This is a genomic window from Kocuria sp. CNJ-770 (genome assembly GCF_001942375.1).
Taxonomy (GTDB): Bacteria; Actinomycetota; Actinomycetes; order Actinomycetales; family Micrococcaceae; genus Kocuria; species Kocuria oceani.
This window is the reverse complement of sequence record NZ_MKJW01000089.1, coordinates 74809-96543: the sequence shown is the minus strand read 5'-3', so window position 1 is coordinate 96543 and position 21735 is coordinate 74809. Positions and strand designations below refer to the sequence as shown.

17 protein-coding genes and 3 pseudogenes are annotated in these 21735 nt (G+C 73.0%); 8 read left to right on the top strand and 12 right to left on the bottom strand.

All coding sequences use genetic code 11. The annotated features are described in order from the left end of the window. Together BJF77_RS08510 and BJF77_RS08505 are read right to left on the bottom strand one after the other, a co-directional pair. A pseudogene (locus BJF77_RS08510) lies at window positions 1-242 on the bottom strand (MFS transporter); the annotation flags it as partial. Between the two features lie 64 nt (window positions 243-306). Further along, window positions 307-675: an L-rhamnose mutarotase gene (locus tag BJF77_RS08505; RefSeq protein WP_047802303.1), complete on the bottom strand. Its 369-nt coding sequence runs from the start codon at window positions 673-675 to the stop codon at window positions 307-309. A gap of 328 nt (window positions 676-1003) precedes the next feature. On the opposite strand from BJF77_RS08505, the gene rhaI reads away from it, so the two are divergent. From rhaI to BJF77_RS08490, 3 genes are all read left to right on the top strand, one after another. Beyond that, complete coding sequence (gene rhaI, locus BJF77_RS08500; protein ID WP_075871902.1) at window positions 1004-2170, top strand: L-rhamnose isomerase; 1167 nt, start codon at window positions 1004-1006, stop codon at window positions 2168-2170. A 146-nt stretch (window positions 2171-2316) separates the two neighbouring features. Continuing rightward, on the top strand, window positions 2317-4383 hold the full coding sequence (locus tag BJF77_RS08495; RefSeq protein ID WP_075871876.1) for a bifunctional rhamnulose-1-phosphate aldolase/short-chain dehydrogenase: 2067 nt from the start codon (window positions 2317-2319) through the stop codon (window positions 4381-4383). Window positions 4384-4411: 28 nt separating this feature from the next. Beyond that, window positions 4412-5875 carry a rhamnulokinase family protein gene (locus BJF77_RS08490; protein WP_075871875.1) on the top strand — a complete coding sequence of 488 codons (1464 nt, stop codon included), beginning with the start codon at window positions 4412-4414 and terminating at the stop codon, window positions 5873-5875. 44 nt (window positions 5876-5919) lie between these two features. Here BJF77_RS08490 and BJF77_RS08485 read toward each other — a convergent pair whose 3' ends face one another. The 6 genes from BJF77_RS08485 to BJF77_RS08465 form a co-directional block, all read right to left on the bottom strand. Next, window positions 5920-7494, bottom strand: a complete 1575-nt coding sequence (locus BJF77_RS08485) for a sodium:solute symporter family protein (protein WP_075871874.1) — start codon at window positions 7492-7494, stop codon at window positions 5920-5922. 187 nt (window positions 7495-7681) lie between these two features. Then, entirely contained in the window at window positions 7682-8554 is an 873-nt protein-coding gene (locus BJF77_RS08480) for a serine hydrolase (RefSeq protein ID WP_075871873.1), read from the bottom strand. A gap of 165 nt (window positions 8555-8719) precedes the next feature. After that, entirely contained in the window at window positions 8720-10225 is a 1506-nt protein-coding gene (locus BJF77_RS08475; RefSeq protein ID WP_075871872.1) for a tripartite tricarboxylate transporter permease, read from the bottom strand. A 1-nt stretch (window position 10226) separates the two neighbouring features. Next, complete coding sequence (locus BJF77_RS22585) at window positions 10227-10568, bottom strand: tripartite tricarboxylate transporter TctB family protein (protein WP_369821379.1); 342 nt, start codon at window positions 10566-10568, stop codon at window positions 10227-10229. A 5-nt stretch (window positions 10569-10573) separates the two neighbouring features. After that, complete coding sequence (locus BJF77_RS22580) at window positions 10574-10798, bottom strand: hypothetical protein (RefSeq protein ID WP_369821378.1); 225 nt, start codon at window positions 10796-10798, stop codon at window positions 10574-10576. Then, entirely contained in the window at window positions 10798-11754 is a 957-nt protein-coding gene (locus tag BJF77_RS08465; RefSeq protein WP_047802297.1) for a tripartite tricarboxylate transporter substrate binding protein, read from the bottom strand. Before BJF77_RS08465 ends, BJF77_RS22580 begins: the two co-directional genes overlap by 1 nt. A gap of 287 nt (window positions 11755-12041) precedes the next feature. On the opposite strand from BJF77_RS08465, the gene BJF77_RS08460 reads away from it, so the two are divergent. The 3 genes and pseudogenes from BJF77_RS08460 to BJF77_RS21580 form a co-directional block, all read left to right on the top strand. After that, window positions 12042-12401 carry a universal stress protein gene (locus tag BJF77_RS08460; RefSeq protein WP_075871871.1) on the top strand — a complete coding sequence of 120 codons (360 nt, stop codon included), beginning with the start codon at window positions 12042-12044 and terminating at the stop codon, window positions 12399-12401. 275 nt (window positions 12402-12676) lie between these two features. Further along, complete coding sequence (locus BJF77_RS08455) at window positions 12677-13654, top strand: MFS transporter (protein WP_255396192.1); 978 nt, start codon at window positions 12677-12679, stop codon at window positions 13652-13654. Window positions 13655-13816: 162 nt separating this feature from the next. Further along, window positions 13817-14488: pseudogene (locus BJF77_RS21580) on the top strand (heparan-alpha-glucosaminide N-acetyltransferase domain-containing protein); the annotation flags it as partial. A 725-nt stretch (window positions 14489-15213) separates the two neighbouring features. Here the strand turns inward: BJF77_RS21580 and BJF77_RS08445 are convergent. From BJF77_RS08445 to BJF77_RS08430, 4 genes and pseudogenes are all read right to left on the bottom strand, one after another. Then, window positions 15214-16737: a HAMP domain-containing sensor histidine kinase gene (locus BJF77_RS08445; protein ID WP_075871870.1), complete on the bottom strand. Its 1524-nt coding sequence runs from the start codon at window positions 16735-16737 to the stop codon at window positions 15214-15216. Continuing rightward, complete coding sequence (locus tag BJF77_RS08440) at window positions 16737-17486, bottom strand: response regulator transcription factor (RefSeq protein WP_075871869.1); 750 nt, start codon at window positions 17484-17486, stop codon at window positions 16737-16739. The genes BJF77_RS08445 and BJF77_RS08440 overlap by 1 nt, the downstream gene beginning before the upstream one ends. Before the next feature lie 363 nt (window positions 17487-17849). Continuing rightward, window positions 17850-18743, bottom strand: a pseudogene (locus tag BJF77_RS08435) (MFS transporter); the annotation flags it as partial. A gap of 273 nt (window positions 18744-19016) precedes the next feature. Next, a complete protein-coding gene (locus tag BJF77_RS08430; protein ID WP_075871868.1) occupies window positions 19017-20195 on the bottom strand; it encodes an acyl-CoA dehydrogenase family protein in 1179 nt (392 codons plus the stop codon). Window positions 20196-20382: 187 nt separating this feature from the next. On the opposite strand from BJF77_RS08430, the gene BJF77_RS08425 reads away from it, so the two are divergent. Further along, complete coding sequence (locus BJF77_RS08425; RefSeq protein WP_053004745.1) at window positions 20383-21186, top strand: enoyl-CoA hydratase/isomerase family protein; 804 nt, start codon at window positions 20383-20385, stop codon at window positions 21184-21186. 29 nt (window positions 21187-21215) lie between these two features. After that, the gene (locus tag BJF77_RS21575; RefSeq protein ID WP_255396191.1) at window positions 21216-21731 is read left to right on the top strand and encodes a TAXI family TRAP transporter solute-binding subunit; all 516 of its coding nucleotides are present in this window, start codon (window positions 21216-21218) and stop codon (window positions 21729-21731) included. The last annotated feature ends 4 nt before the right edge of the window (window positions 21732-21735 follow it).

Here is a 21735-nt window from a genome sequence, read left to right as displayed (position 1 = left end):
GTGTAGATGAACTTGCGTCCGTATCGGTCGCCCAGCGGGCCGCCGATCATCGCGCCCAGGGCCGCGCCGAAGGCGTTTGGCGCTGAGCGCGGCCACGAGCCGACGGCGAGGTTGGTGAAGCCGAAGTACTCCTGCCACAGCCCCAGGCTGGTGGCCAGGGCGATGATGGACCCCGCTTCGATGTAGTTGGACATGGAGACCGCGATGGTGGCCTTCCAGCCTCCGAGCTTGGTGGTGGTCATGGGTGATCCTTCGACGACGATGACGGTGGTGGCGCGGAGCGCAGGACGGGCGGTGGCGGCCGGGTCAGGCCAGGTGGAAGTACTGCAGCAGCGGTTCCGGCTGCGAGCCCTCGACGAAGTACTGGGCCATCTCGGCCTGCCAGCGCGTGTTGACGGGGTGCTCGGCCATGCGCTGCTCGGTCGCGGCGGTGTCCTCGGCCTCGAAGCAGCCCACGACCAGCCCGTCCTCCGGGCGCAGGAAGAGGGAGTAGTTCCGCCAGCCCGTCTCGTGCAGCGCGTCGAGCATCTCGGGCCAGACCCGCTGGTGCACCTCCACGTACTCGGCCAGCTTCTCGGGACGGACGTGGAGGAGGAAGCACCGGCGGGTGCGTGTGGTCTCCTCGGGCAGCCGGATCAGTTCCTGCAGCTCCGCAGAAGAGGCGTGGGTGCCCATGCGGGACTCCTTCGTGGTGGACGGCCGGAGGGGCCGGAACGGCATGGGAGGCGGTGGTGCTCGCCGGCGGGCCGGGCATCGGACGACCCGCGGCATGTGAGCTGCCTCTCAGTACGCCGCCATCGTAGCGAGTTTTTGAGACGTTTCAATAGCTCGGCATGATCTCTCTTGCACGCCGTAGCGCGAAGCGCCAACGAATCACGCAAGTGATCGGAAGACCGCGCCTTGACGTGACTCAGCTCACGACTTACCGTAGTGAAACGATTCAAGCACGCATCGCGGCCCCGCAGGTCGCGTTCCCGCCTCTCGCACGGAAGACGTGAAGGTCATGACTGCATTCGACGACATCGCGCCCCAGCTCGCCGCCCAGGCCATCGAGCTGCCCTCCTGGGCGTTCGGCAACTCCGGGACCCGGTTCAAGGTGTTCTCCACGCCCGGCACGCCGCGCACGGTGGAGGAGAAGGTCGCCGACGCCGCCGTGGTGCACCGGCTGACCGGGCTCGCGCCGTCCGTGGCGCTGCACATCCCGTGGGACCGGGTCGACGACTACGCGGGCCTGGCCCGGTACGCCGCCGACCAGGGGGTGGCCGTCGGGACGATCAACTCCAACACCTTCCAGGACGACGTCTACAAGTTCGGCTCCCTCACCCACACCGACCCCGCGGTGCGGCGGACGGCGATCGAGCACCACCTCGAGTGCCTGGAGGTCATGGACGCCACGGGCTCGCGGGACCTGAAGATCTGGCTGGCCGACGGCACGAACTACGCCGGCCAGCAGGACATGCGGGGCCGCCAGGACCGGCTGGCCGAGTCCCTGGCGGAGATCTACGCCCAGGTCGGCGCGGAGCAGCGGCTGGTGCTGGAGTACAAGTTCTTCGAGCCGGCGTTCTACCACACCGACGTGCCGGACTGGGGGACGGCCTACGCCCAGGTCGCCGCCCTGGGGGAGCGGGCCGTGGTCTGCCTCGACACCGGACACCACGCCCCCGGCACCAACATCGAGTTCATCGTGATGCAGCTGCTGCGGCTGGGCAAGCTCGGGTCCTTCGACTTCAACTCCCGCAACTACGCCGACGACGACCTCATCGTCGGCGCGGCCGACCCCTTCCAGCTCTTCCGGATCATGGTCGAGGTCGTCCGCGGCGGCGGGCTCGATCCCGCCGCCGGGGTGGCGTTCATGCTCGACCAGTGCCACAACGTGGAGGAGAAGATCCCCGGCCAGATCCGCTCCGTGCTCAACGTCCAGGAGATGACCGCCCGGGCGCTGCTGCTGGACCGGGCGTCGCTGACGGCCGCCCAGGAGGCCGGGGACGTGCTGGGGGCGCACCAGGTCCTGATGGACGCCTTCTACACCGACGTCCGGCCGGCCCTCGCCGCCTGGCGGGAGTCCCGGGGCCTGCCGGCCGACCCGATGGCCGCCTACGCCGCCTCCGGGTACCAGCAGCGCATCAGCGCCGAGCGGGTCGGCGGCACGCAGGCCTCCTGGGCCTCCTGAGCGGCGACCCGGCTCGGGCGAGTTGGTGCCGCCGAGGACGCATGAGCCTGCTGTTCCGACCGTCCTGATCGGCCGATGACTCGATCGGTCTGATTCCTTCACTCCGTCTGATCCATTTGAGCCACTCTCCGAGGAGCATCCTCCCCATGAACGCCCAGCAAACCACCACGAAGACCACTGCGCAGCCCGTCGTCGCCGATCTCATCGCCCGCTCCAACCGGCTGGGCGCCGACCCGAAGAACACCAACTACGCCGGCGGGAACACCTCCGCCCAGGGCACAGCCACGGACCCGGTGACCGGCGCGGACGTCGAGCTGCTGTGGGTCAAGGGCTCCGGCGGGGACCTCGGCACGCTCACCGAGCAGGGCCTGGCCACCCTGCGGCTGGACCGCCTGCGGGCCCTGGTGGACGTCTACCCCGGGGTGGAGCGCGAGGACGAGATGGTCGCCGCCTTCGACTACTGCCTGCACGGCAAGGGCGGGGCCGCCCCGTCCATCGACACGGCCATGCACGGGCTGGTCGAGGCCGCCCACGTGGACCACCTGCACCCGGACTCCGGGATCGCGGTCGCCACCGCCGCCGACGGCGAGCGGCTCACCGCCGAGATCTTCGGCGGGAAGGTCGTGTGGGTGCCCTGGCGCCGTCCCGGCTTCCAGCTGGGCCTGGACATCGCCGCGGTCAAGGAGGCCCACCCGGAGGCGATCGGCTGCATCCTGGGCGGCCACGGGATCACCGCCTGGGGCGACACCAGTGAGGAGGCCGAGGCGAACTCGCTGTGGATCATCCGCACCGCCGAGGCCCATCTCGACCAGTACTCGGTGCCGGAGCCCTTCGGCCCGGTCCTGGAGGGCTTCCAGGCGCTGCCGGAGGGGGAGCGCCGGGCCAAGGCCGCGGCCCTGGCCCCGGTGATCCGGGGGCTCGCCTCGCACGACCGCCCGCAGGTGGGCCACTTCACCGACGACCCCCGGGTGCTGGAGTTCCTGGCCGCCGCCGAGCACCCCCGCCTGGCCGCCCTGGGCACCTCCTGCCCGGACCACTTCCTGCGCACCAAGGTCAAGCCCCTGGCCCTCGACCTGCCGGCCGGCGCCCCCGTGGAGGAGTGCGTGGCCCGGCTCAAGGAGCTGCACGAGGCCTACCGTGCCGACTACCAGGCCTACTACGACCGCCACGCCGGCCCGGACTCGCCGGCGATCCGCGGGGCCGATCCGGCGATCGTGCTCGTGCCCGGGGTGGGGATGTTCTCCTTCGGCAAGGACAAGCAGACCGCCCGGGTGGCCGGGGAGTTCTACCTCAACGCGATCAACGTCATGCGCGGGGCGGAGGGCATCTCCGCCTACGCGCCGATCGACGAGGCCGAGAAGTTCCGCATCGAGTACTGGGCGCTGGAGGAGGCCAAGCTGGCCCGCATGCCGAAGCCGAAGCCCCTGGCCACCCGGATCGCCCTGGTCACCGGGGCGGCCTCGGGCATCGGCAAGGCGATCGCCGCCCGCCTGGCCGCCGAGGGCGCCTGCGTGGTGATCGCCGACCTCGACCTCGAGAAGGCCCGCGCGGCCGCCGCCGAGCTCGGCGGGCCGGACGTGACCGTCGGGGTGGCCGTCAACGTCGCCGACGAGGCCGCCGTGCAGACGGCCGTCGACGAGACGGTGCTGGCCTTCGGCGGGCTGGACCTGGTGGTCAACAACGCCGGGCTGTCGCTGTCCAAGCCGCTGCTGGAGACCACCGAGGCCGACTGGGACCTCCAGCACGACGTGATGGCCAAGGGCTCCTTCCTCGTCTCGAAGGCCGCGGCCAGGACCATGATCGCCCAGGACATGGGCGGGGACATCGTCTACATCTCCTCGAAGAACTCCGTCTTCGCCGGGCCGAACAACATCGCCTACTCCGCCACCAAGGCCGACCAGGCCCACCAGGTCCGCCTGCTGGCCGCCGAGCTGGGCGAGCACCAGATCCGGGTCAACGGCATCAACCCCGACGGGGTGGTCCGCGGCTCGGGGATCTTCGCCGGCGGCTGGGGCGCCAAGCGAGCCGCGGTCTACGGGGTGCCGGAGGAGGAGCTGGGCAAGTTCTACGCCCAGCGCACCCTGCTCAAGCGCGAGGTGCTGCCCGAGAACGTCGCCAACGCGGTGTTCGCCCTCACCGCCGGGGACCTCTCGCACACCACCGGTCTGCACGTGCCCGTCGACGCCGGCGTGGCCGCCGCCTTCCTGCGCTGATGCGCGCCCGGCAGCGGAGGCGACGACCATGACGAGGACCGTGGCGGCGGTGGACCTGGGCGCCACCAGCGGACGGGTGATGCTCGGCGGGATCGAGGACGGGCGGCTGCGGCTGCGCCACGTCGCCCGCTTCCCCAACCGGCCCGTCCGTCTGCACGAAGGGGACCGGGACGGGCTGCACTGGAACATCACCGAGCTCCACCGGTCCCTGACCGCCGGGCTGGCCCAGGCGGTGCGGGAGGACCCCGGGGTGGCCTCGATCGGGGTCGACTCCTGGGCCGTGGACTACGCCCTGCTGCGGGACGGGCGGATGCTCGGGGTGCCCTACTCCTACCGCGACGAGCGCACCGCCGCCGGGGTGGATGCCGTGCACGGGCGGATCCCGCCGGAGGAGCTGCACGCCCGCACCGGGCTGCAGCACCTGCCCTTCAACACGGTCTACCAGCTGGCCGTCGACCGGGTCCGCGGCGACCTGGACGTGGCCGACCGGATGCTCCTGATCCCGGACCTGATCGGCTACTGGCTCACCGGCCGGCAGGTCGCCGAGGCCACCAACGCCTCCACCACCGGGCTGCTCGACGCCCGCACAAGGCAGTGGGACACCCGGTTGATGGACCGGCTCGGCTACCCCCGCGAGCTCTTCGCCCCCGTCGTCGTCCCCGGCACCACGATCGGGGAGCTGCTGCCGGATGTCGCCGTCGAGCTCGGGGCGGCACCGGGGCTCGCGGTGACCGCCGTGGGCTCCCACGACACCGCCTCGGCCGTGGTCGCCGTGCCCGCCGTCGACGGCGAGTCGGCGTTCATCTCCTCGGGCACGTGGTCGCTGGTCGGGATCGAGCTGGACGCCCCGGTCCTGACCCCGGAGAGCCGCGCGGCCAACTTCACGAACGAAGGGGGAGTCGACGGCCGGGTGCGCTTCCTGAAGAACGTCTCGGGGCTGTGGCTGCTCTCCGAGTCGATGCGCACCTGGGACGGCCCCGGCACCACCGACGCCCAGCGCAGCAGCGACCTCGCCGCGCTGCTGGCCGAGGCCGCCGCGGTGGTCCGGCCCGTGCAAGTGGTCGACGCCACCGACGAGCGCTTCACCGCCCCCGGGGACATGCCCGCCCGGATCGTAGCCTGGTGCCGGGAGCACGACGTGGAGCCCCCGCGCACCCGTGCCGAGGTGGTGCGCTGCATCCTGGAGTCGCTGGCGGCCGCCTACGCCGTCACGATCGAGCAGGCCGAGTGGCTGTCGGGGCGGGCGATCCGCACGATCCACGTCGTCGGCGGCGGGTCCCAGAACGGCCTGCTGTGCCAGCTCACCGCCGACCGCACCGGCCGCACCGTCGTCGCCGGACCGGTGGAGGCCACCGCGATCGGCAACGTCCTGGTCCAGGCCCGCGCCGCGGGCCTGGTGAGGGGCGACCTCGAGGCGCTGCGCGGCATCGTGGCCACCACCTTCGAGCCCGTCCGCTACCAGCCGAGGACCGTGACGGCCACCGCGCGCTGAGCAGTCCGCGCCGAGGGCCGGCCCTCGGCGCGGGCTCCGAGTCCTCAGACGCGCGCCGGGACCTGCGGATCGGCGGCGGGTTCGACGCCGGGCCCGGCCGCCGCGCCCGCGCGGACGCGCGGGGTGAACCCCGAGGGCGTCTGCTCTCGGTAGAGGCGGTACAGCTCCAGCCGCTGCGTGTCCGTCTCCGCCTGGGGCCGGGCGGCGGTGAGACCCACGAGCACGTAGGTCAGCCAGCCCAGGGCGCCGGCCAGCAGGGTCGCCCAGCCGTCGAAGGCGCTGGTGACCAGGGTGTTCTCGAGGTGGAAGAGCTCGTTGGGGGCGCCGTAGATCGTGGGCGTCAGCGCGAGGAACACCAGCCGGCTGGTCAGGCCGACGCCCGCCGCGGCCAGGGCGGCGCGGGCGCCGGGCCGCTTCCAGAAGGTGCCCAGGATGAAGGACGCCGACAGGCTCGCCAGCATCAGGTCGAAGGCCAGGGTCAGCAGGATCCCGGTCTGGCTGACCCGCACGGCCAGCAGGATCCCGGTGAGCACCACCGGGAGCATGGCCAGCCGCGTCCAGCGCAGCAGCGGGTCCTGCGCGCCGGTGATCTCGGTGCGCCGCACGTTGAAGACGTTGCGCACGGTCACGGCCGAGGTCGCCAGGATGGCGCCGGAGGCCGTGGAGAAGGAAGCCGCCACGATGCCGGAGAGCACCAGCACCGCGAGCAGCGGCGGAGCGTACTCGCCCAGCAGGGTGTAGAGGATGGGCCCGTCCGCGGCGGAGAGCCCCAGCACGGAGGAGGCGGTGAGGGCCACGAGGGCGAAGATCGTGCCGATCACGGCCGTGGTGCCGGCCGCCAGGAAGCAGGAGCGCTGCGCCACGCGCGGGCTCCTGGCGCCGAATATCCGCTGCATGAAGTCGATCGCCACGAGGTCGCCGATGCCGAGGGCGATCAGTGTGGCCCAGTTGATCGGGGCGCCGGCCTCGGAGCTGGTGAGCTGCTCCAGGTCGAACGGGCCCATCCCCTCCGGCACCACGATGCCGTAGGTCAGCGCCACCCACACGATCAGCGCCACCGCGGCCACCACGGTGATCACGGTCTGCAGCACCGCGGTGTAGGCGTCGGAGAACAGCCCGCCCGCCAGGGTGTAGCTGAGCACCAGGGCGCTGGCCACCAGCACGCCGGCCGCGTACGGCACGTGCGCGAAGTACTCGAGCAGGAACCCGCAGGCCACGAGGTTGCCGGCCAGCAGGAACGTGAAGGCGAAGATCATGATGAGGGACGCCAGGGTCTCCGTGCGCCGGCCGTAGCGGATCCGGAAGAAGTCCCCGAGGGTGAGCAGCCGCATCCGGTTCATGGGCTTGGCCAGGAAGAGCCCGGCCAGCAGGAGGCACACCGCCAGGCCCAGGGCCAGGGACGCCCCGGCCCAGAAGCCGTAGCCGGAGGTGAGGTCCGTGTTGCCCACGGTGGCGTTCGAGTCCACCGCCGCGGCGGTGAGCGAGACCGCGACCAGCGGCATGCCCAGCTGGCGTCCCGCCACGAGATAGTTGGTGCTGTCCCCGTCGACCTTGCGCGCCACCAGCACGCCGATGACGAGCACCGCCAGGACGGTGGTGCCGACCCCGAGAATGATCATGTGCTTCTCCCCGCCTGGACCCCGCCCGAGCGGAGTTTCTGTCAACTGACAGGTAAAGCATGTCGGCGGGGTGCGGCGCCGGAGTTTCCCTTCCGTAACGGTCGTGTTTAACCGCCCGGGGGCGGTCAGCGGGCCGCTGTCCGCCCGTCCGGTGCCTCGGCCCGCGGGTCCCCGGCGACGGGGGAGGTCAGGCGCGGGCGGGGTCGAGCAGCCACGTCTCGAGGGCGGCACCCGTGTCCCGGTACCAGGGCCGGGAGTCCTCGTAGCCGGCCCAGCCGTCCGTCATCACCACGACGACGTGCTCCCGGCCGTCCAGGGTGAGCAGGCCCGCGTCGTGGGAGACGTCCTCGAGCAGGCCGGTCTTGTGCGCGAAGGCCGTGCCCGGCGAGAACCCGGAGGGCAGGGCGTAGTCCAGCTGCTGGTCCTCCAGCAGCTGCCGGAAGAGGGCGGTGGAGGCGGGGGACAGCAGCTCGCCGCGGCGCAGGCGCTCCAGCAGCGCCGCGACGTCGGCCGGGGTGGTCGTCATGGCCACCCGGTCCGCGTCCCCGGTGTCCGGGTCGAAGGTCGTCGCCGGGAAGCCGTGCCCGTGCGCGAACTCCTCCAGCTCGGCCCAGCCGAGCCACCGGCCCAGGGCGGCGCCCGAGGGGTTGTCCGACCAGCTGATCATCGCGGCCAGCGCGGTCCCCACGGTCAGCGCGCTGCCCGGCACCGGGTCGTCGAGGGCGAGCTCGCCCCGGTCCACGCGCTCGAGCACGGCGTGGGCGACGAAGAGCTTGTAGAAGCTGGCGCTCGTGAACGGGCGGTCGGCGGCACGGGACGCCAGCTCGTTCCCGTCCGGGCCCAGCAGGACGAGGCCGAGCTCGCCGGGCACGCCGAGGGCGAGCTGCTCGAGGTCGTCGGCGAGCGTGGGCTCCGCCGCGACCGCCCCGGCGTCCGTGGCGGTGCCGGCCCCCGGCTCCGCGGCGCATCCGGTGATCAGGAGCAGCGCGGTCAGCGCCGCCGCTCCCGCGGCGGGTCCGCGCGGCGGGAGCGGCGTGCTCGGGCGTCGTCGGTCGGGCACGGGGAGCTCCGATCCTGGAGGGCGGAATGGCCGCCCTCCAGCCTCCCCGCCCGTGCCCGGCCGCCAGACGCCGTTGTGGGGGCACCACGGGTGCCGCACAGCGCGCCGCCGCCCGCGTGCGGGGCACGCGGGCGGCGGCGGTGGGAGGGGCGGGTGCCGGGGCGGTCACACGTCCCGGCGGGACCGGTTCACGATCTTGGAGCGCACGGTCAGCGCCAGCACGACGAACAGCAGGCCGTAGAGCACCAGCGGGATGGGCCCGGTCACGAAGATCGAGTAGTCGCCGTTGGAGGAGAGCAGGGCGTCGCGCATGCTCGTCTCGGCCAGCGGCCCCAGGACCATGCCGATCAGCAGCGGGGCCACCGGCACGCCGTGGCGGCGCATGACGAAGCCCAGCACGCCCAGGCCCAGCAGCAGCAGCAGGTCGAAGATCGCGCCCGAGGTCGCGTAGATGCCCAGGCCGCAGAACACCATGATGCCGGCGTACAGGTACTGGCTGGGGATCAGCAGCAGCTTGGCCCAGTACCGGGCGAAGGGCAGGTTGATGACCAGCAGCACGACCATGGCGATGAAGAAGCTGGCCAGCAGGGCCCAGACGAGCTCGGGTGCGCGGTCGAACAGCAGCGGGCCCGGCTGCAGGCCGTACTGCTGGAACGCCGCGAGCATGATCGCCGCGGTCGCCGAGACCGGCAGGCCCAGGGCCAGCAGCGCGCCCATGGCGGTGCCGGTGGTGGCGTTGCCGGCGGCCTCCGGGGCGGCCAGGCCACGGATGGCGCCCTTGCCGAACATCGGGTTCGGGCGGCGGCGGTCGATGCGCCGCTCGAGGTCGTAGGACATGAAGGTCGGGACCTCGGCGCCGCCGACCGGGATGACGCCGAAGGGCAGGCCGATGGCGGTGCCGCGGGCCCAGGCCGGGGCGGCCTCCTTCAGCTCGGCCCGGGACAGGAACGGGCGCCCGCTGAACTTCATCTCGTGGGCCGCGGGGTCGCGCCGGATCCGGGAGGCCACGTGCAGCACCTCGCCCAGGGCCAGGACCGCCACGGAGACGGTGACCAGGGAGATCCCGTCGAACAGGTTCGGGGAGCCGTAGGTGAAGCGCTCCGAGCCGGAGATCGCGTCGATGCCCACCGTTGCGATGCCCAGGCCCAGCACCAGGGACGCCAGGCCCTTGGGCACGGAGTCGGAGACCACCGAGGAGGTCGCGACGAAGGCGAACAGGGCCAGGGCGAAGTACTCGGCCGGGCCGAAGTTCGCGGAGAAGTCGGCGAGCCGGGGCGCCAGGAAGACCACGACCACGGAGGCGACCATGCCGCCGATGAACGCGCCGATCGCGGCGGTGGCCAGGGCCTGCGGGGCCCGGCCGTCCTTGGCCATCTTGTGGCCCTCGAACGTGGAGGCGATCGCGGAGCCCTGCCCCGGGGTGTTCATCAGGATGGCCATGGTCGAGTCGCCGAACAGGCCGCCGAAGTAGACGCCGGCGAAGAGGATGAACGCCGCGGTGGGGTCCAGGGCGAACGTCATGGGCAGCAGCAGGGCCACGGCCATCGAGGAGCCCAGGCCGGGCAGCACGCCCACCGCGGTGCCGAGCAGACAGCCCACCACGACCCACAGGAGGTTCATCGGCGTCAGCGCGCCGGCGAACCCGTCCATCAACAGGTTGAGTGCGTCCATGTCAGAAACCGCCTCCCAGGAGGCCGGACGGGAGGCTCAGTCCCAGGCCGACCGTGAATGCCAGGTAGATCGCGCTGCTCACGAGCAGGGCGAGCGAGATATCGAAGAGGGTCCGGCGGCTGCCGAAGCCACGGGCCACGGCCCAGAAGAGCAGCGCGGCGGCGAGGATCCAGCCGAGCAGCTCGATGCTGAGCGCGAAGGCCAGGAAGCCGCCCGCGCACCACAGCACCGCGGACCAGTCCGAGTGGGTCCGCCAGGTGCGCGCCGAGAGCTCCTCCGGGTGCTCGGGGTGGCGCAGGTAGTGGAGCACCAGCAGCGCGGACAGCACGTAGCCGGCGGCCACCAGGATCAGCGGGTAGAAGGTGGGGCCGGGGAAGTCCGTGCCTCCGGGATCTCCATGGTCAGGGTGCCGACCAGCAGGTAGGTGCTGAACGCGGCCACCACCGCGGGCACCACGAGGCCGCTGCGCCCGCTCCACCAGGACTTCTGCGTCTCCGGCCCGGCCCACGGGGGCTGCGTGCCGGTCTGGTGCTCTCCCGCCGCGGCGGTGTGCGAGGACGTGGGGGTGCTCATCAGGAGATCTCCTCTACCAGCATGGCGATGCGCTCCTGCTCCGAGGCCAGGAACTCGTCGAACTCCTCGCCCGCGAGATACACCTCGGTCCACTTGTTGCGCTCGATGGCCTTCTGCCACTCCGGGGTGGCCACGGACTCCTCGAGCAGCGTGCGCAGCTCGGCGAACTCCTCGTCGGTAATCCCCGGCGGGGCCAGCACCGCGCGCCAGTTCGCCAGGTCCACCTCGTATCCCTGCTCGGTGAGGGTCGGGATCTCCACGCCCTCCAGGCGCTCCGGGGCGGCCATGCCCAGGGCCTTGAGGCGGCCGGCCTCGATCTGGTCCGCGACGTCCATGTAGCCGGAGGTCGCCGCGTCCGCGGTGCCGGTGATCAGCGCCTGGGTGGCCTCGCCGCCGCCGGACTTGGGGATGTAGGTGGTCTCGGACGGCTCGATGCCGGCCGCGAGCGCGAGCTCGGTCATCACGAGCTGGTCGAAGGTGCCGCCCCCGGTCCAGGCCACCTCGGCCGGGTTCGCCCGCCAGGCCTGCACGAGCTCGTCGATCGTCTCGTAGGGCGAGTCGGCGGGGACCACGACGACGTCGTACTCCTCGACCACCCGGGCGATCGGGCGCACGTCGTCGTGCGTCACGGCGGAGTCCAGCTGCGCCACCCCGGCGACGAGCCCGGCGCCGGTGACCATCAGGGTGTTCGCCTGGCCCTCCATGGTGGAGAGCTGGCCCAGGCCGATGGTGCCCGCCGCGCCCGGGATGTTGACCACCTGGGTGTTGTTCACCAGGCTGTTGGCCCGCATCGCCTGCTGCTGCTCCCGCATGAAGGTGTCCCAGCCGCCGCCGGCACCGGCCGGGGCGATGAGCGTCAGGTTCGAGCGGATGTCCGAGCCCGCGGTCGCGGACTGGAAGGAGAAGAAGGCGGCCAGGCCGATCACTGCGGCGGCCACGATGCCGTAGACGGCCATGACGACCGGGTGCTTGCGGCGGGTGCCGGACCGGGTCTGATCTGGTGGTGAACTCACGGGATCAACTGTCCTTGGTCGAGGATGGGGAACACGGGGCTCTGGACGAGCCGCTCACCCGACGATAAGTGACCCCCGTCACGTGGCCGGCGTTGATCGCGCTTTCGTGCGTACTGATCGTTGTGCAGGTTCTGCGCATTCTGCTCACGCCCGGAGAGATGCGCGTCACAGGTTCGGCCGTAGGGTGGACCTCGCTCTGTCCGTCCACCCCACCCACCACGGAGGCCCCCATGACCGTCGTCGTTGCCCGTACCAGCACCCCCGAGGGCGGGGCCGCGCTCGCGGCCTCCATCGAGGAGGCCCGGCGCCGCCAGGAGGACCTGCTGGTCTTCAACCTCGAGGGCGCCCAGCTCGACCCCGAGGGCAGCGAGCTCGACGGCGTGCCGGTCACCTTCCGCACGCCCGACGCCCGCAACCGGGACGCCGTGGGCGAGCTGCTCGACGCCGCCGAGCAGGTGGACGCCTCCGCCGTGGTGATCGGCGTGAAGCACCGCAGCCCCGTGGGCAAGCTGCTGCTCGGCAGCGCGGCCCAGCAGATCCTGCTCGAGGCCAGCGCCCCGGTGATCGCGGTCAAGCCCCGGCGCGACTGAGGGATGCCGGCGTCCTCGGGGCCGCGCTCCGGGGCCTGGCTGTGGTTCCTCGTGGCCGGTGCTCTGCTCACGCAGACCGCGCTGAACCTGGTCCGGCCCGTCACCACCTACAAGCTGCTCGCCCTGGACGCCGACTCGGTGACGGTCGGGCTGGTCACGGCCGCCTACGCGGTGCTGCCCCTGGCCACCGCGATGTGGCTGGGGCGGATGACCGACCGGGTGCGGGACCTGCGGACCATGGTGATCGCCGGCGCCTGGTCCTGGCCCTTGGGGCCATGGGCCTGGCGGTGGCTCCCACGGTGGCCCTGGTCGCCGCGGCGAGCGCCCTGCTGGGGATGGGGCACCTGCTGTTCACCATCGCGGGGCAGTCCGCGGTCGCCCGGTTCTCCCCGGAGGACCAGCTGGACAAGGGCTTCGGCTGGTTCACCGCCGCGTTCTCCGCAGGGCAGCTGCTGGGCCCGCTGCTGGCCGGCCTGCTGCTGGGCACGGGCAGCGACGTCGCCTCCCCCCAGCGGGTCGCCGACATCACCCTGTCGCTGTGGATCGGGGCCGGCCTGTCCCTGCTCGTGGTGCCGCTGATGCTCCTGCGCCTGCGCGCAACGGGCGCGGAACGCGGCCGGGCCCGGCCCGACGACGCCGCGCCCGGTCCCGCCACCGGGGAGCTGGAGGTGGTCGAGGACCCGGTGCCGCGGGCCTCGATGGTGCGGATCCTGCGGGTGCCGGGGATCCCGTCCCACATGCTGGCCTCGCTGGCCCTGCTGGCGATGCTCGACATCCTCACCGCGTTCCTGCCGCTGGTGGGGGAGCGGGCGGGGATCTCCCCGGCGTGGGTGGGCGTGCTCCTGGCCGTGCGCGGCGGCGCGTCGATCCTCTCCCGCGTGCTGCTGCCGTGGCTCGCCCACCGCATGTCCCGGAGGGCCCTGCTGCTGGTGAGCCTCTACGGCGCCGGCCTGGCCCTGGCCGCGCCTCCCCTGGTGATCACCGTGCCGTGGCTGGCGGCGCTGTGCCTGTTCGTGGGCGGGTTCTGCCTGGGGCTGGGTCAGCCGATCACCATGACGCTGGTGTCCACCGCGGTGCCGTCCGCGTGGCGGGGCTCGGCCCTGGCGGTCCGGCTCGTCGGCAACCGGGTGGGGCAGGTGGCCATGCCCCTGCTGGCCGGGCTGGTCGCGGCGCCGCTGGGCCCGGCCGGAGCCATCTGGTCCACCTGCGCGGTGCTGCTGGTCAGCGGGCTGGAGAAGTCGGCGCGGCGGTAGGCCGGCGCACCGGCCCGTCCGGGCCGGCCGCCTCGACAACCGCGGCACAGGATCGCCACAACGGCGGCACAATCGTGCCTGGTCGGATGGAGGACGAGGGCCCGAGGGCCCGGGCCGGCGGGCCGCACCCGCCGGTACGTCCGACCGAAGGAACGCACCAGCATGGCCAACGTCCACCACCCTGTCCCCGGGGCGCCGCCGTCAGCAGAGGGGCCGGGGCTGCCCCTGCTCCGGAAGCCGCGGCTCGTGGGGGTGGACGCCGCACGGGGGCTGGCCCTGATCGGGATGATGTCGATCCACATCCTGCCCGCCTGGAACCCCGAGACCTACGAGCCCACCCTCCAGTGGCAGCTGTTCGCCGGTCGGGCCGCCGCCCTGTTCGCCCTGCTCGCCGGGGTGGGCCTGGGCTTCTCCTCCGGCGGGCGCACGCCCCACCGGGGCCGGGCGATGACCGGCGACCGCGCGGGGCTGCTCGTCCGCGCCGTGCTTGTCACCGCGCTCGGGCTGCTCGTCAACCAGGTGATGCCGGAGGACCCGCCCGCCTACGACATCCTGCTGTACTACGGGATGTTCTTCCTGCTAACCGTCCCGTTCCTGCACCTGCCCGTCCGGACCCTGTTCGTCCTCGCCGGGGTGGCTGCCGTGGCCGGGCCCGTGCTGATGCAGGCGCTGCGGGGCGTGCTCCCCGCGCAGGAGACCTACAACCCCACCCTCACCGGGGTGCTGTCCGACCCCGGGACCGTGCTCTCCCAGGTGCTGCTCACCGGCACCTACCCCGCGGTCCCGTACCTGACCTACCTGCTCGCGGGAATGGGCATCGGCCGGCTCAACCTGCGGTCGCTGCACGTCCAGGCCCGGCTGCTCGGGGCCGGCCTGGTCCTGGCCGTGGGGGCGTGGCTGGTCTACTGGGTGCTGATCCTCCGGTCCGGCGGCTACGACCGGCTGATGAGCTCCACCCCCTGGCTGGGTGAGGACGGGATCGACGAGATCATCGTCTGGGGCCCCGACCCCGTCCTGCCCGACACGTCGTGGTGGTGGCTGCTGATCCCCGGTCCGCACACGAACACACCGGTGGCCCTGCTGTACGACCTCGGCTCCGGCGCGGCCGTGCTGGGGGGCCTGCTCCTGCTCGCGCGCGTCATCGGAGCGTGGCTGCTGCCCCTGAGCGCCATGGGCTCCATGACCCTGACCCTCTACACGGCGCACCTGCTGGCCCTGGCCGCCATGCTGCACTACGAGGTGCCCCTGCTGTGGTTCCTCATCCACGCCGGCGTCGCCGCCCTGTTCGCGGTGGCGTGGCAGCGCGCCTACGGGCGGGGTCCGCTCGAGCGCGTCGTCGCCCGGGTGGCCGGCGCCGCGCGCGGCCGCGTCCTGGCCCCCGGGCGCGGGTCCGCTCCGGGCGGTGAGCCAGGCCCGGGCGGTGGGGCCGGCGAGTCACGGCGGGGTCGCCCATCGGCCGTCCCCGCCCGGGTGGCCGGCGCCGGATGTTCTCGGCGGGCAGTGCCGGCCGGGCCGCCGGATCGGCGAGCACGTCGACGACGTCGACCGGCGGACGCGGGTCAGGCGATGTGCAGCGGCAGGCGGACGGTGAAGAGGGTGCGGCCGGGGCGGGAGTCCACGGTGACGTCCCCGCCGTGGGCGGTGACCACGGAGCGGACGATGGACAGACCCAGTCCGGTGCTGCCCTCCCGGGAGGTGCGGGAGTTGTCCAGGCGGCTGAAGCGCTCGAAGAGCTGGTCCTGGAACGCCGCCGGGATGCCCGGGCCCTCGTCGAGCACGCCGGCCCGGGCCCACCCGTCGTCGGTGGTGCTGACCGTGGCGGTGACCGCGGTGCCGGCCGGGGTGTGCTTGCGGGCGTTGGAGAGCAGGTTGGCCAGCACCTGGCCCAGCTGGGCGGCGTCGGCGCGCACCGGCACGGGCCCGGAGGGGACGTCCAGGAACCAGCGGTGGTCGGGCCCGGCGGCGGAGGCGTCGGTGAGGGCCTCGGCCATGAGCTCGGCCAGGTCGGTCTCACGCAGCTGCGGGGGCCGGCCCTCGTCCAGGCGGGCGAGCAGCAGCAGGTCCTCCACCAGGGCGGTCATCCGCAGGGTCTGCTGCTCGACCCGGGTCAGGGACGCCCGGCCGTTGTCCGTGAGAGGCTCGGTCAGCCGGAGCATGTCGGTGTAGCCGCGCACCGCGGCCAGGGGGGTGCGCAGCTCGTGGGAGGCGTCGGCGACGAACCGGCGCAGCCGGGTCTCGGAGCGCTGGCGGGCGGCCAGGGCGGAGTCGACGTTGTCCAGCAGGCTGTTCAGGGCGTGGCCGACCTCCCCGACCTCGGTGCCGGGCTCGGCCAGGCCCCGCGGCACCTGCTGGTCGGCCAGCGACACCTCCCCGGAGGCCAGGGGCAGGCGGGCGACGCGGGCGGCCGCGGCCGAGACCTGCTCCAGCGGCCGCAGCGACCGGCGCACCACCACCGTGCCGGCCACCGCCGTGGTCAGCAGCGCCAGGACGCTGCCGCCGGCCATGGTGGCCACCAGCTCTCCGACGGTCTCGTCCACGGACGCGGTGGGCAGCCCGACCACGAGCACCTGCTCGGTGCCCCTGCGGGTCCGGGCGACCGACTCCACCCGGTACTCGCCCACCGACAGCTCCACCGTGGTCAGCCGGCCCTGCTCCGTGCCCACGGAGCGGGCCCGGTCCCCGAAGCCGCGCTCGTCCGGGGTCTCGGCCTCGAAGGCGCCCGCCGTGCGCAGGGCCTCGACGTCCGCCTCGGGCAGCGGCTCGGCCTCCCCGGACTCGGCCCGGTAGGACGCCGCGCTCAGCTCGCCCTCCTGGGCGGCCACCACCAGCACGCCCACCGGCTGACCGGGGGCGTCGAGCGGATCCCGGTCCTGGGGCCCGTCGGGGCGGGTGAAGGTGATCGCGCGGCCGGTGGCCTGGCGCAGGGACCCGTCGAGCCGTTCGGCGAGGTCCTGGCGGGTCAGCTCCACGATGGTCGCGCCGAGCACGAGCAGCACCACCGCCAGGATCGTCAGGACGCCGGCGATCAGCCGGGTGGCCAGGCGGCGGCGGGGGGCCGGTGCGGTGCGGTGGCCGGCCGCCATCAGGGGGCGGGCTTGATGACGTAGCCGGCCCCGCGCACGGTGTGGATCATCGGGGCCCGGCCGGCGTCGATCCGCTTGCGCAGATAGGAGATGTAGAGCTCCACGATGTTGGCCTGCCCCGAGAAGTCGTAGTGCCACACCGCGTCCAGGATCTGCGCCTTGGACAGCACCCGGCGCGGGTTCTCCATCAGGTAGCGCAGCAGCTCGAACTGCGTGGCCGTCAGCTCGACCGGCGCGCCGGCCCGGGTGACCTCGCGGCTGTCGATGTTCAGCACGAGGTCGCCCACCACCAGGGTGGCGCTGTCCTGGGCGGCGGCGCCGGAGCGCTGGACCAGCCGGTGCAGCCGGATCAGCACCTCCTCGATCGAGAAGGGCTTGGTCACGTAGTCGTCCCCGCCCGAGGCCAGCCCCTCGATCCGGTCCTCGACGCTGTCCTTGGCCGTGAGGAACAGCACCGGCACCTCCGGGAAGGACTGGCGGATCCTCGACAGGACCTGCAGCCCGTCGAGTCCCGGCAGCATCCGGTCCAGCACCAGCACGTCCGGGGCGAACTCCCGGGCCTGGGTCACGGCGTCGTAGCCCTCGTGGGAGATCCTCGCCTCCCAGCCGCACATGCCCACGCCCATGGCCACGAGGTCGGCCAGGGCGGGCTCGTCGTCCACGACCAGGGCGCGGATGGGCGAGCCGTCCGGGTGGGTCAGGCGGGGCAGGACCTCGGTGAGGACGGTGAAGCTGGAGGCGTAGGACATGGCGGGCTCCCGGTTCCGGGCGGACGGCGGTGACGGTCCCACTCTGCGCCACCAGCGTAGGCGCAGCTCCTGTGCAAGCTGTGTCTCAGCTGTGTCGTGGTGCGCCCGGCCCCGGTCGATCCAGGGACGGGAGGCACGGGCTTCCGAGGGCGGAGCGCGGGGCTCAGCCCGCCGGGAGCGACTGCTGCCGGCGCCGCTGGACGGCGTAGGAGAGGATGAGCAGCCCGGCCAGGGCCAGGCCCACGCCCACCCCGGCCGGGCGCGGTAGCCCCACCCGGCGGAGATCACGGCCCCGCCGAGGAAGGCGCCCACGGCGTTGGCCAGGTTGAAGGCCGCGTGGTTCATGGCGGCGGTGAGGGAGGGGGCGTCCTTGGCCTCGCGCAGCAGGCGCACCTGCAGGGAGGTCGTGAAGATCGAGCCCATGATGCCGATCCACAGCGCGCCGATCACGGCCGCCGCCGGGACGTGGACGAACAGCGCGAAGAAGGCCAGGGCGAGCCCCGAGACGGCGCCGGCGCCCAGGGCGGTCCTCTCGATCGAGCGGTCCACCAGCGGGCCGGCCAGCAGGGAGCCCACGGTCATGCCCACGCCGAACACGGCCAGCACCCACGGGACGGTGCCGATGTCCAGGCCGGAGAGCTCGGTGAGGGTGGGGGAGATGTAGGTGTAGACCGCGAACATCCCGCCGAAGCCCACGGAGCCGGCCAGCAGCGTCAGGGCCACCTGCGGGCGGGCCAGGGCCCGGATCTCCTGGGCCGGGGAGGCCATGCCCTCGTTGCGCGTGCGCGGGACCCAGAGGGCCAGCGCCGCCACGGTCAGGGCGCCCAGCAGCACCACCAGCAGATAGGCGGAGCGCCAGCCCAGGGCCCCTCCGAGGGCCGCCGCGAACGGCACGCCCACGATGTTGGCGATCGTCAGTCCGAGCATCACCCGGGCCACCGCGGTGCCGCGCCGATCGCGCGCCACCAGGGAGGAGGCCACCACCGCGGCCACCCCGAAGTAGGCCCCGTGCGGCAGCCCGGAGAGGAACCGGGCCACGAACAGCCACTCGAGGGAGGGCGCGGCCGCGGAGAGCCCGTTGCCCACGACGAACGTGAGCATCAGCCCCAGCAGCAGCGTCTTGCGCTCCACCCGGGCGGCGAGCGCCGTGATCAGCGGTGCGCCCACCACCACGCCCAGCGCGTAGAGGGAGATGGACTGGCCCACGGCCGGGATCGAGGCGCCGAGGTCCTCGGCGATGAAGGGCAGCAGGCCCATCGAGGCGAACTCGGTGGTGCCCACGCCGAATCCGCCCATGGCCAGGGCGAAGAGCGCGAGGCGGGTGCCGGCGGGACCGGGGGCGTTGACCACCTGGAGCAGAGCGGTGCGGGGTGCGGACACGGAGGGACCTTCCGGAGGGCGGCGGTTCGGGCGACGAGCGCGTCATCGAGCCCGCGACGGAGTGGCGGAACTCTCGATGCTACGCGTGCGTCCCCGGGGCCTCCCAGGGCTTCCGGTGTGATCTTCGTCAGTCCGCCCGGCGGCGGGTGCTCAGCGGAAGGCCGCGTGCCCGGTCAGGTGCTGGCCCAGGATCAGGGTGTGCACCTCGTCGGTGCCCTCGTAGGTGCGCACGGACTCCAGGTTGTTGGCGTGCCGCAGCGGGGAGTGGTCGAGGGTGACCCCGTTGCCGCCCAGCATCGTCCGGGCCTCCCGGCACACCTCGATCGCCACCCGGCAGTTGTTGAGCTTGCCCGCGGAGATCATGTGGTTCTCCAGCCGGCCCTCGTCCTTGAGCCGTCCGATGCGCAGGGCCAGCAGCTGTCCCTTCTGGATCTCCAGGGCCATGTTCACCAGCTTCTGCTGGGAGAGCTGGTAGGCCGCCAGGGGCTTGTCGAACTGGATGCGCTGCTGCGCGTAGGCCAGGGCGGCCTCGAAGCTGTCGCGCGCGGCGCCCAGGGCGCCCCACACGATGCCGTAGCGGGCCTCGTTGAGGCAGGAGAAGGGGCCCCGCAGCCCGGGGTTCTCCGGCAGGAGCGCGTCGGCCGGGAGCCGCACGTCCTCGAGGGTGATGTCGCACTGGATGGAGGCGCGCATCGACAGCTTCGGCTCGATCGGGACGGCCGTGAACCCGGGGGTGCCGGTGGGCACCAGGAAGCCCCGGACCCGCGCCTTCCCGCTCTCGTCCACGGCCTTGGCCCAGATCACGGCCACGTGGGCGATGGAGGCCAGGCCGATCCAGCGCTTGGCGCCGTTGAGCACCCACTCGTCGCCCTCGCGCACCGCGGTGGTCGCCATCGTGGAGGGGTCGGAGCCGGCGGTGGGCTCGGTGAGCCCGAAGCAGCCGATGATCTCGCCGGCGGCCATGCCGGGCAGCCAGCGCTGCTTCTGCTCCTCGGAGCCGTGCTTGGCGATCGCGGACATCGCGAGCGAGCCCTGCACGGAGACGAACGTGCGCAGCCCGGAGTCCCCGGCCTCGAGCTCCTGCATCGCGATGCCGTACTGCACCGCGGACCTCCCCGCGCACCCGTAGCCCTGGATGTGCATGCCCAGCAGACCCAGCTGCGCCATCTCGGGCACGATCTCCTGCGGGAAGACGGCGTCGGCGTACCACCCGGCGATGTTCGGGCGGATCCGGCGGTCCACGAACTCGCGGACGCTGTCGCGGGTCTCGAGCTCCTCGGGGCCGAGGTCCGCGTCGACGTTGAGCAGATCGGTCGCGGCGGCGGTCATGGGTCCTCCTGGGGTGCGGGTGTGCGGCGGGTGCCTCTGTCGAGGATGTCGTACGTGTGACGGGGGCAACACCCACTTCCCGATATTTCCTTCATAGGTATCACTTGGGCACGGATTAGGTATTTGAGGTTTCACAGTGGGTCTGCAAATGTGATGTGCACTACACCCCGACGTTCGGAGGACCCCCGTGCCGGAGCCGCACTCCACCGCCCTCGAGGCCCCGCCGCAGGTGCGCGTCGAGCGTGCCGGCGCCGTGGCCGTCGTGACCCTGGACGACGAGCGCCGCCGCAACGTGCTCGGTGCCGAGCTGCGCGACCGGCTGCGCGCCGTCCTGGCGGAGCTCGCGGTGGACCCCGCGGTGGGCGCCGTGGTGCTCACCGGCGCGGGCGGCTGCTTCAGCGGCGGCGGGGACCTCGCCTCGATGCCCCCGGCCGGCCCCGCGGAGGCGGCCGGCCGGATGGCGGAGATCGCGGGCCTCGTGCGGCAGCTGGCCGCGCTGGACAAGCCCGTCGTCGCCGCGGTGAGCGGACCCGCCGCCGGTGTGGCCGTCGGCCTCGTGTGCCTCTGCGACGTCGTGGTGGCCGGGGAGTCCGCCCGGTTCCTGTTCCCCTTCACCCGCCTCGGGCTGGTTCCCGACGGGGGCCTGGTGCACTCGCTGGCCCAGCGCGTGGGTCCCGGGCGGGCCCGGGCGGTCCTGCTCGAGGGCGCGCCGGTGGGTGCGCGGGACGCCCTGGCCGCCGGGCTCGCCGACCGCGTGGTGGCGGATCCCGGCGTGCTGGACGCCGCGATCGCCGCCGCACAGGACCTCGCGCAGCGGGCGCCGCTGGCGGTCGCCGCGCTCAAGCGGGGCCTGCGGGAGTCCTCCGGCTCCCTCGGGGCGGCCCTCGCCTTCGAGCGGGAGCACCAGCCCGCGCTCTTCGGGACCGCCGACTTCCGGGAGGGCAAGCAGGCCTTCCTCGAGCGGCGCGAGCCCTCCTTCTCCGGGCGCTGAGCGCCCCCACCGCACGACGAAAGGCCGTCATGAGGACAACGAGAACACGGTTCGCCGCCCTGGGCGCCGTCGCCCTGCTGGGCCTGACCGGCTGCGGCGCCGCCGTCGGGGAGGAGCCGGTGGGCCCCAACGGGCTGCCGCAGCAGCTGGTGTGGTCCACCTACAACGTGGGCACCGGCACGTACAACGACCTCGCGGCGATCGCGAACACGCTCACCAACGAGGAGGGCGTGCAGGTGCGCCTGATGACCGCGGACACCGGCATCGGCCGGCTGGCCCCGCTGGTCAACGGCACCGTGGACTACTCCCGGGCCGGGGACGAGTACTACTACGCCTTCGAGGGCGACTACGAGTACGCCAGCCCGGAGTGGGGGCCCCAGGACCTCCGGATGGTGTGGGCGCCGCTGGGCAACTACGGCCTGCTGGTGCGCGAGGACAGCGGGATCGACTCCTTCGCCGACCTGGAGGGCAAGCGGTTCCCGGAGCTGACCGCCAACACCTCGATCAACAACAAGATGGAGGCTTCCTCAACTACGGCGGCCTGACCGG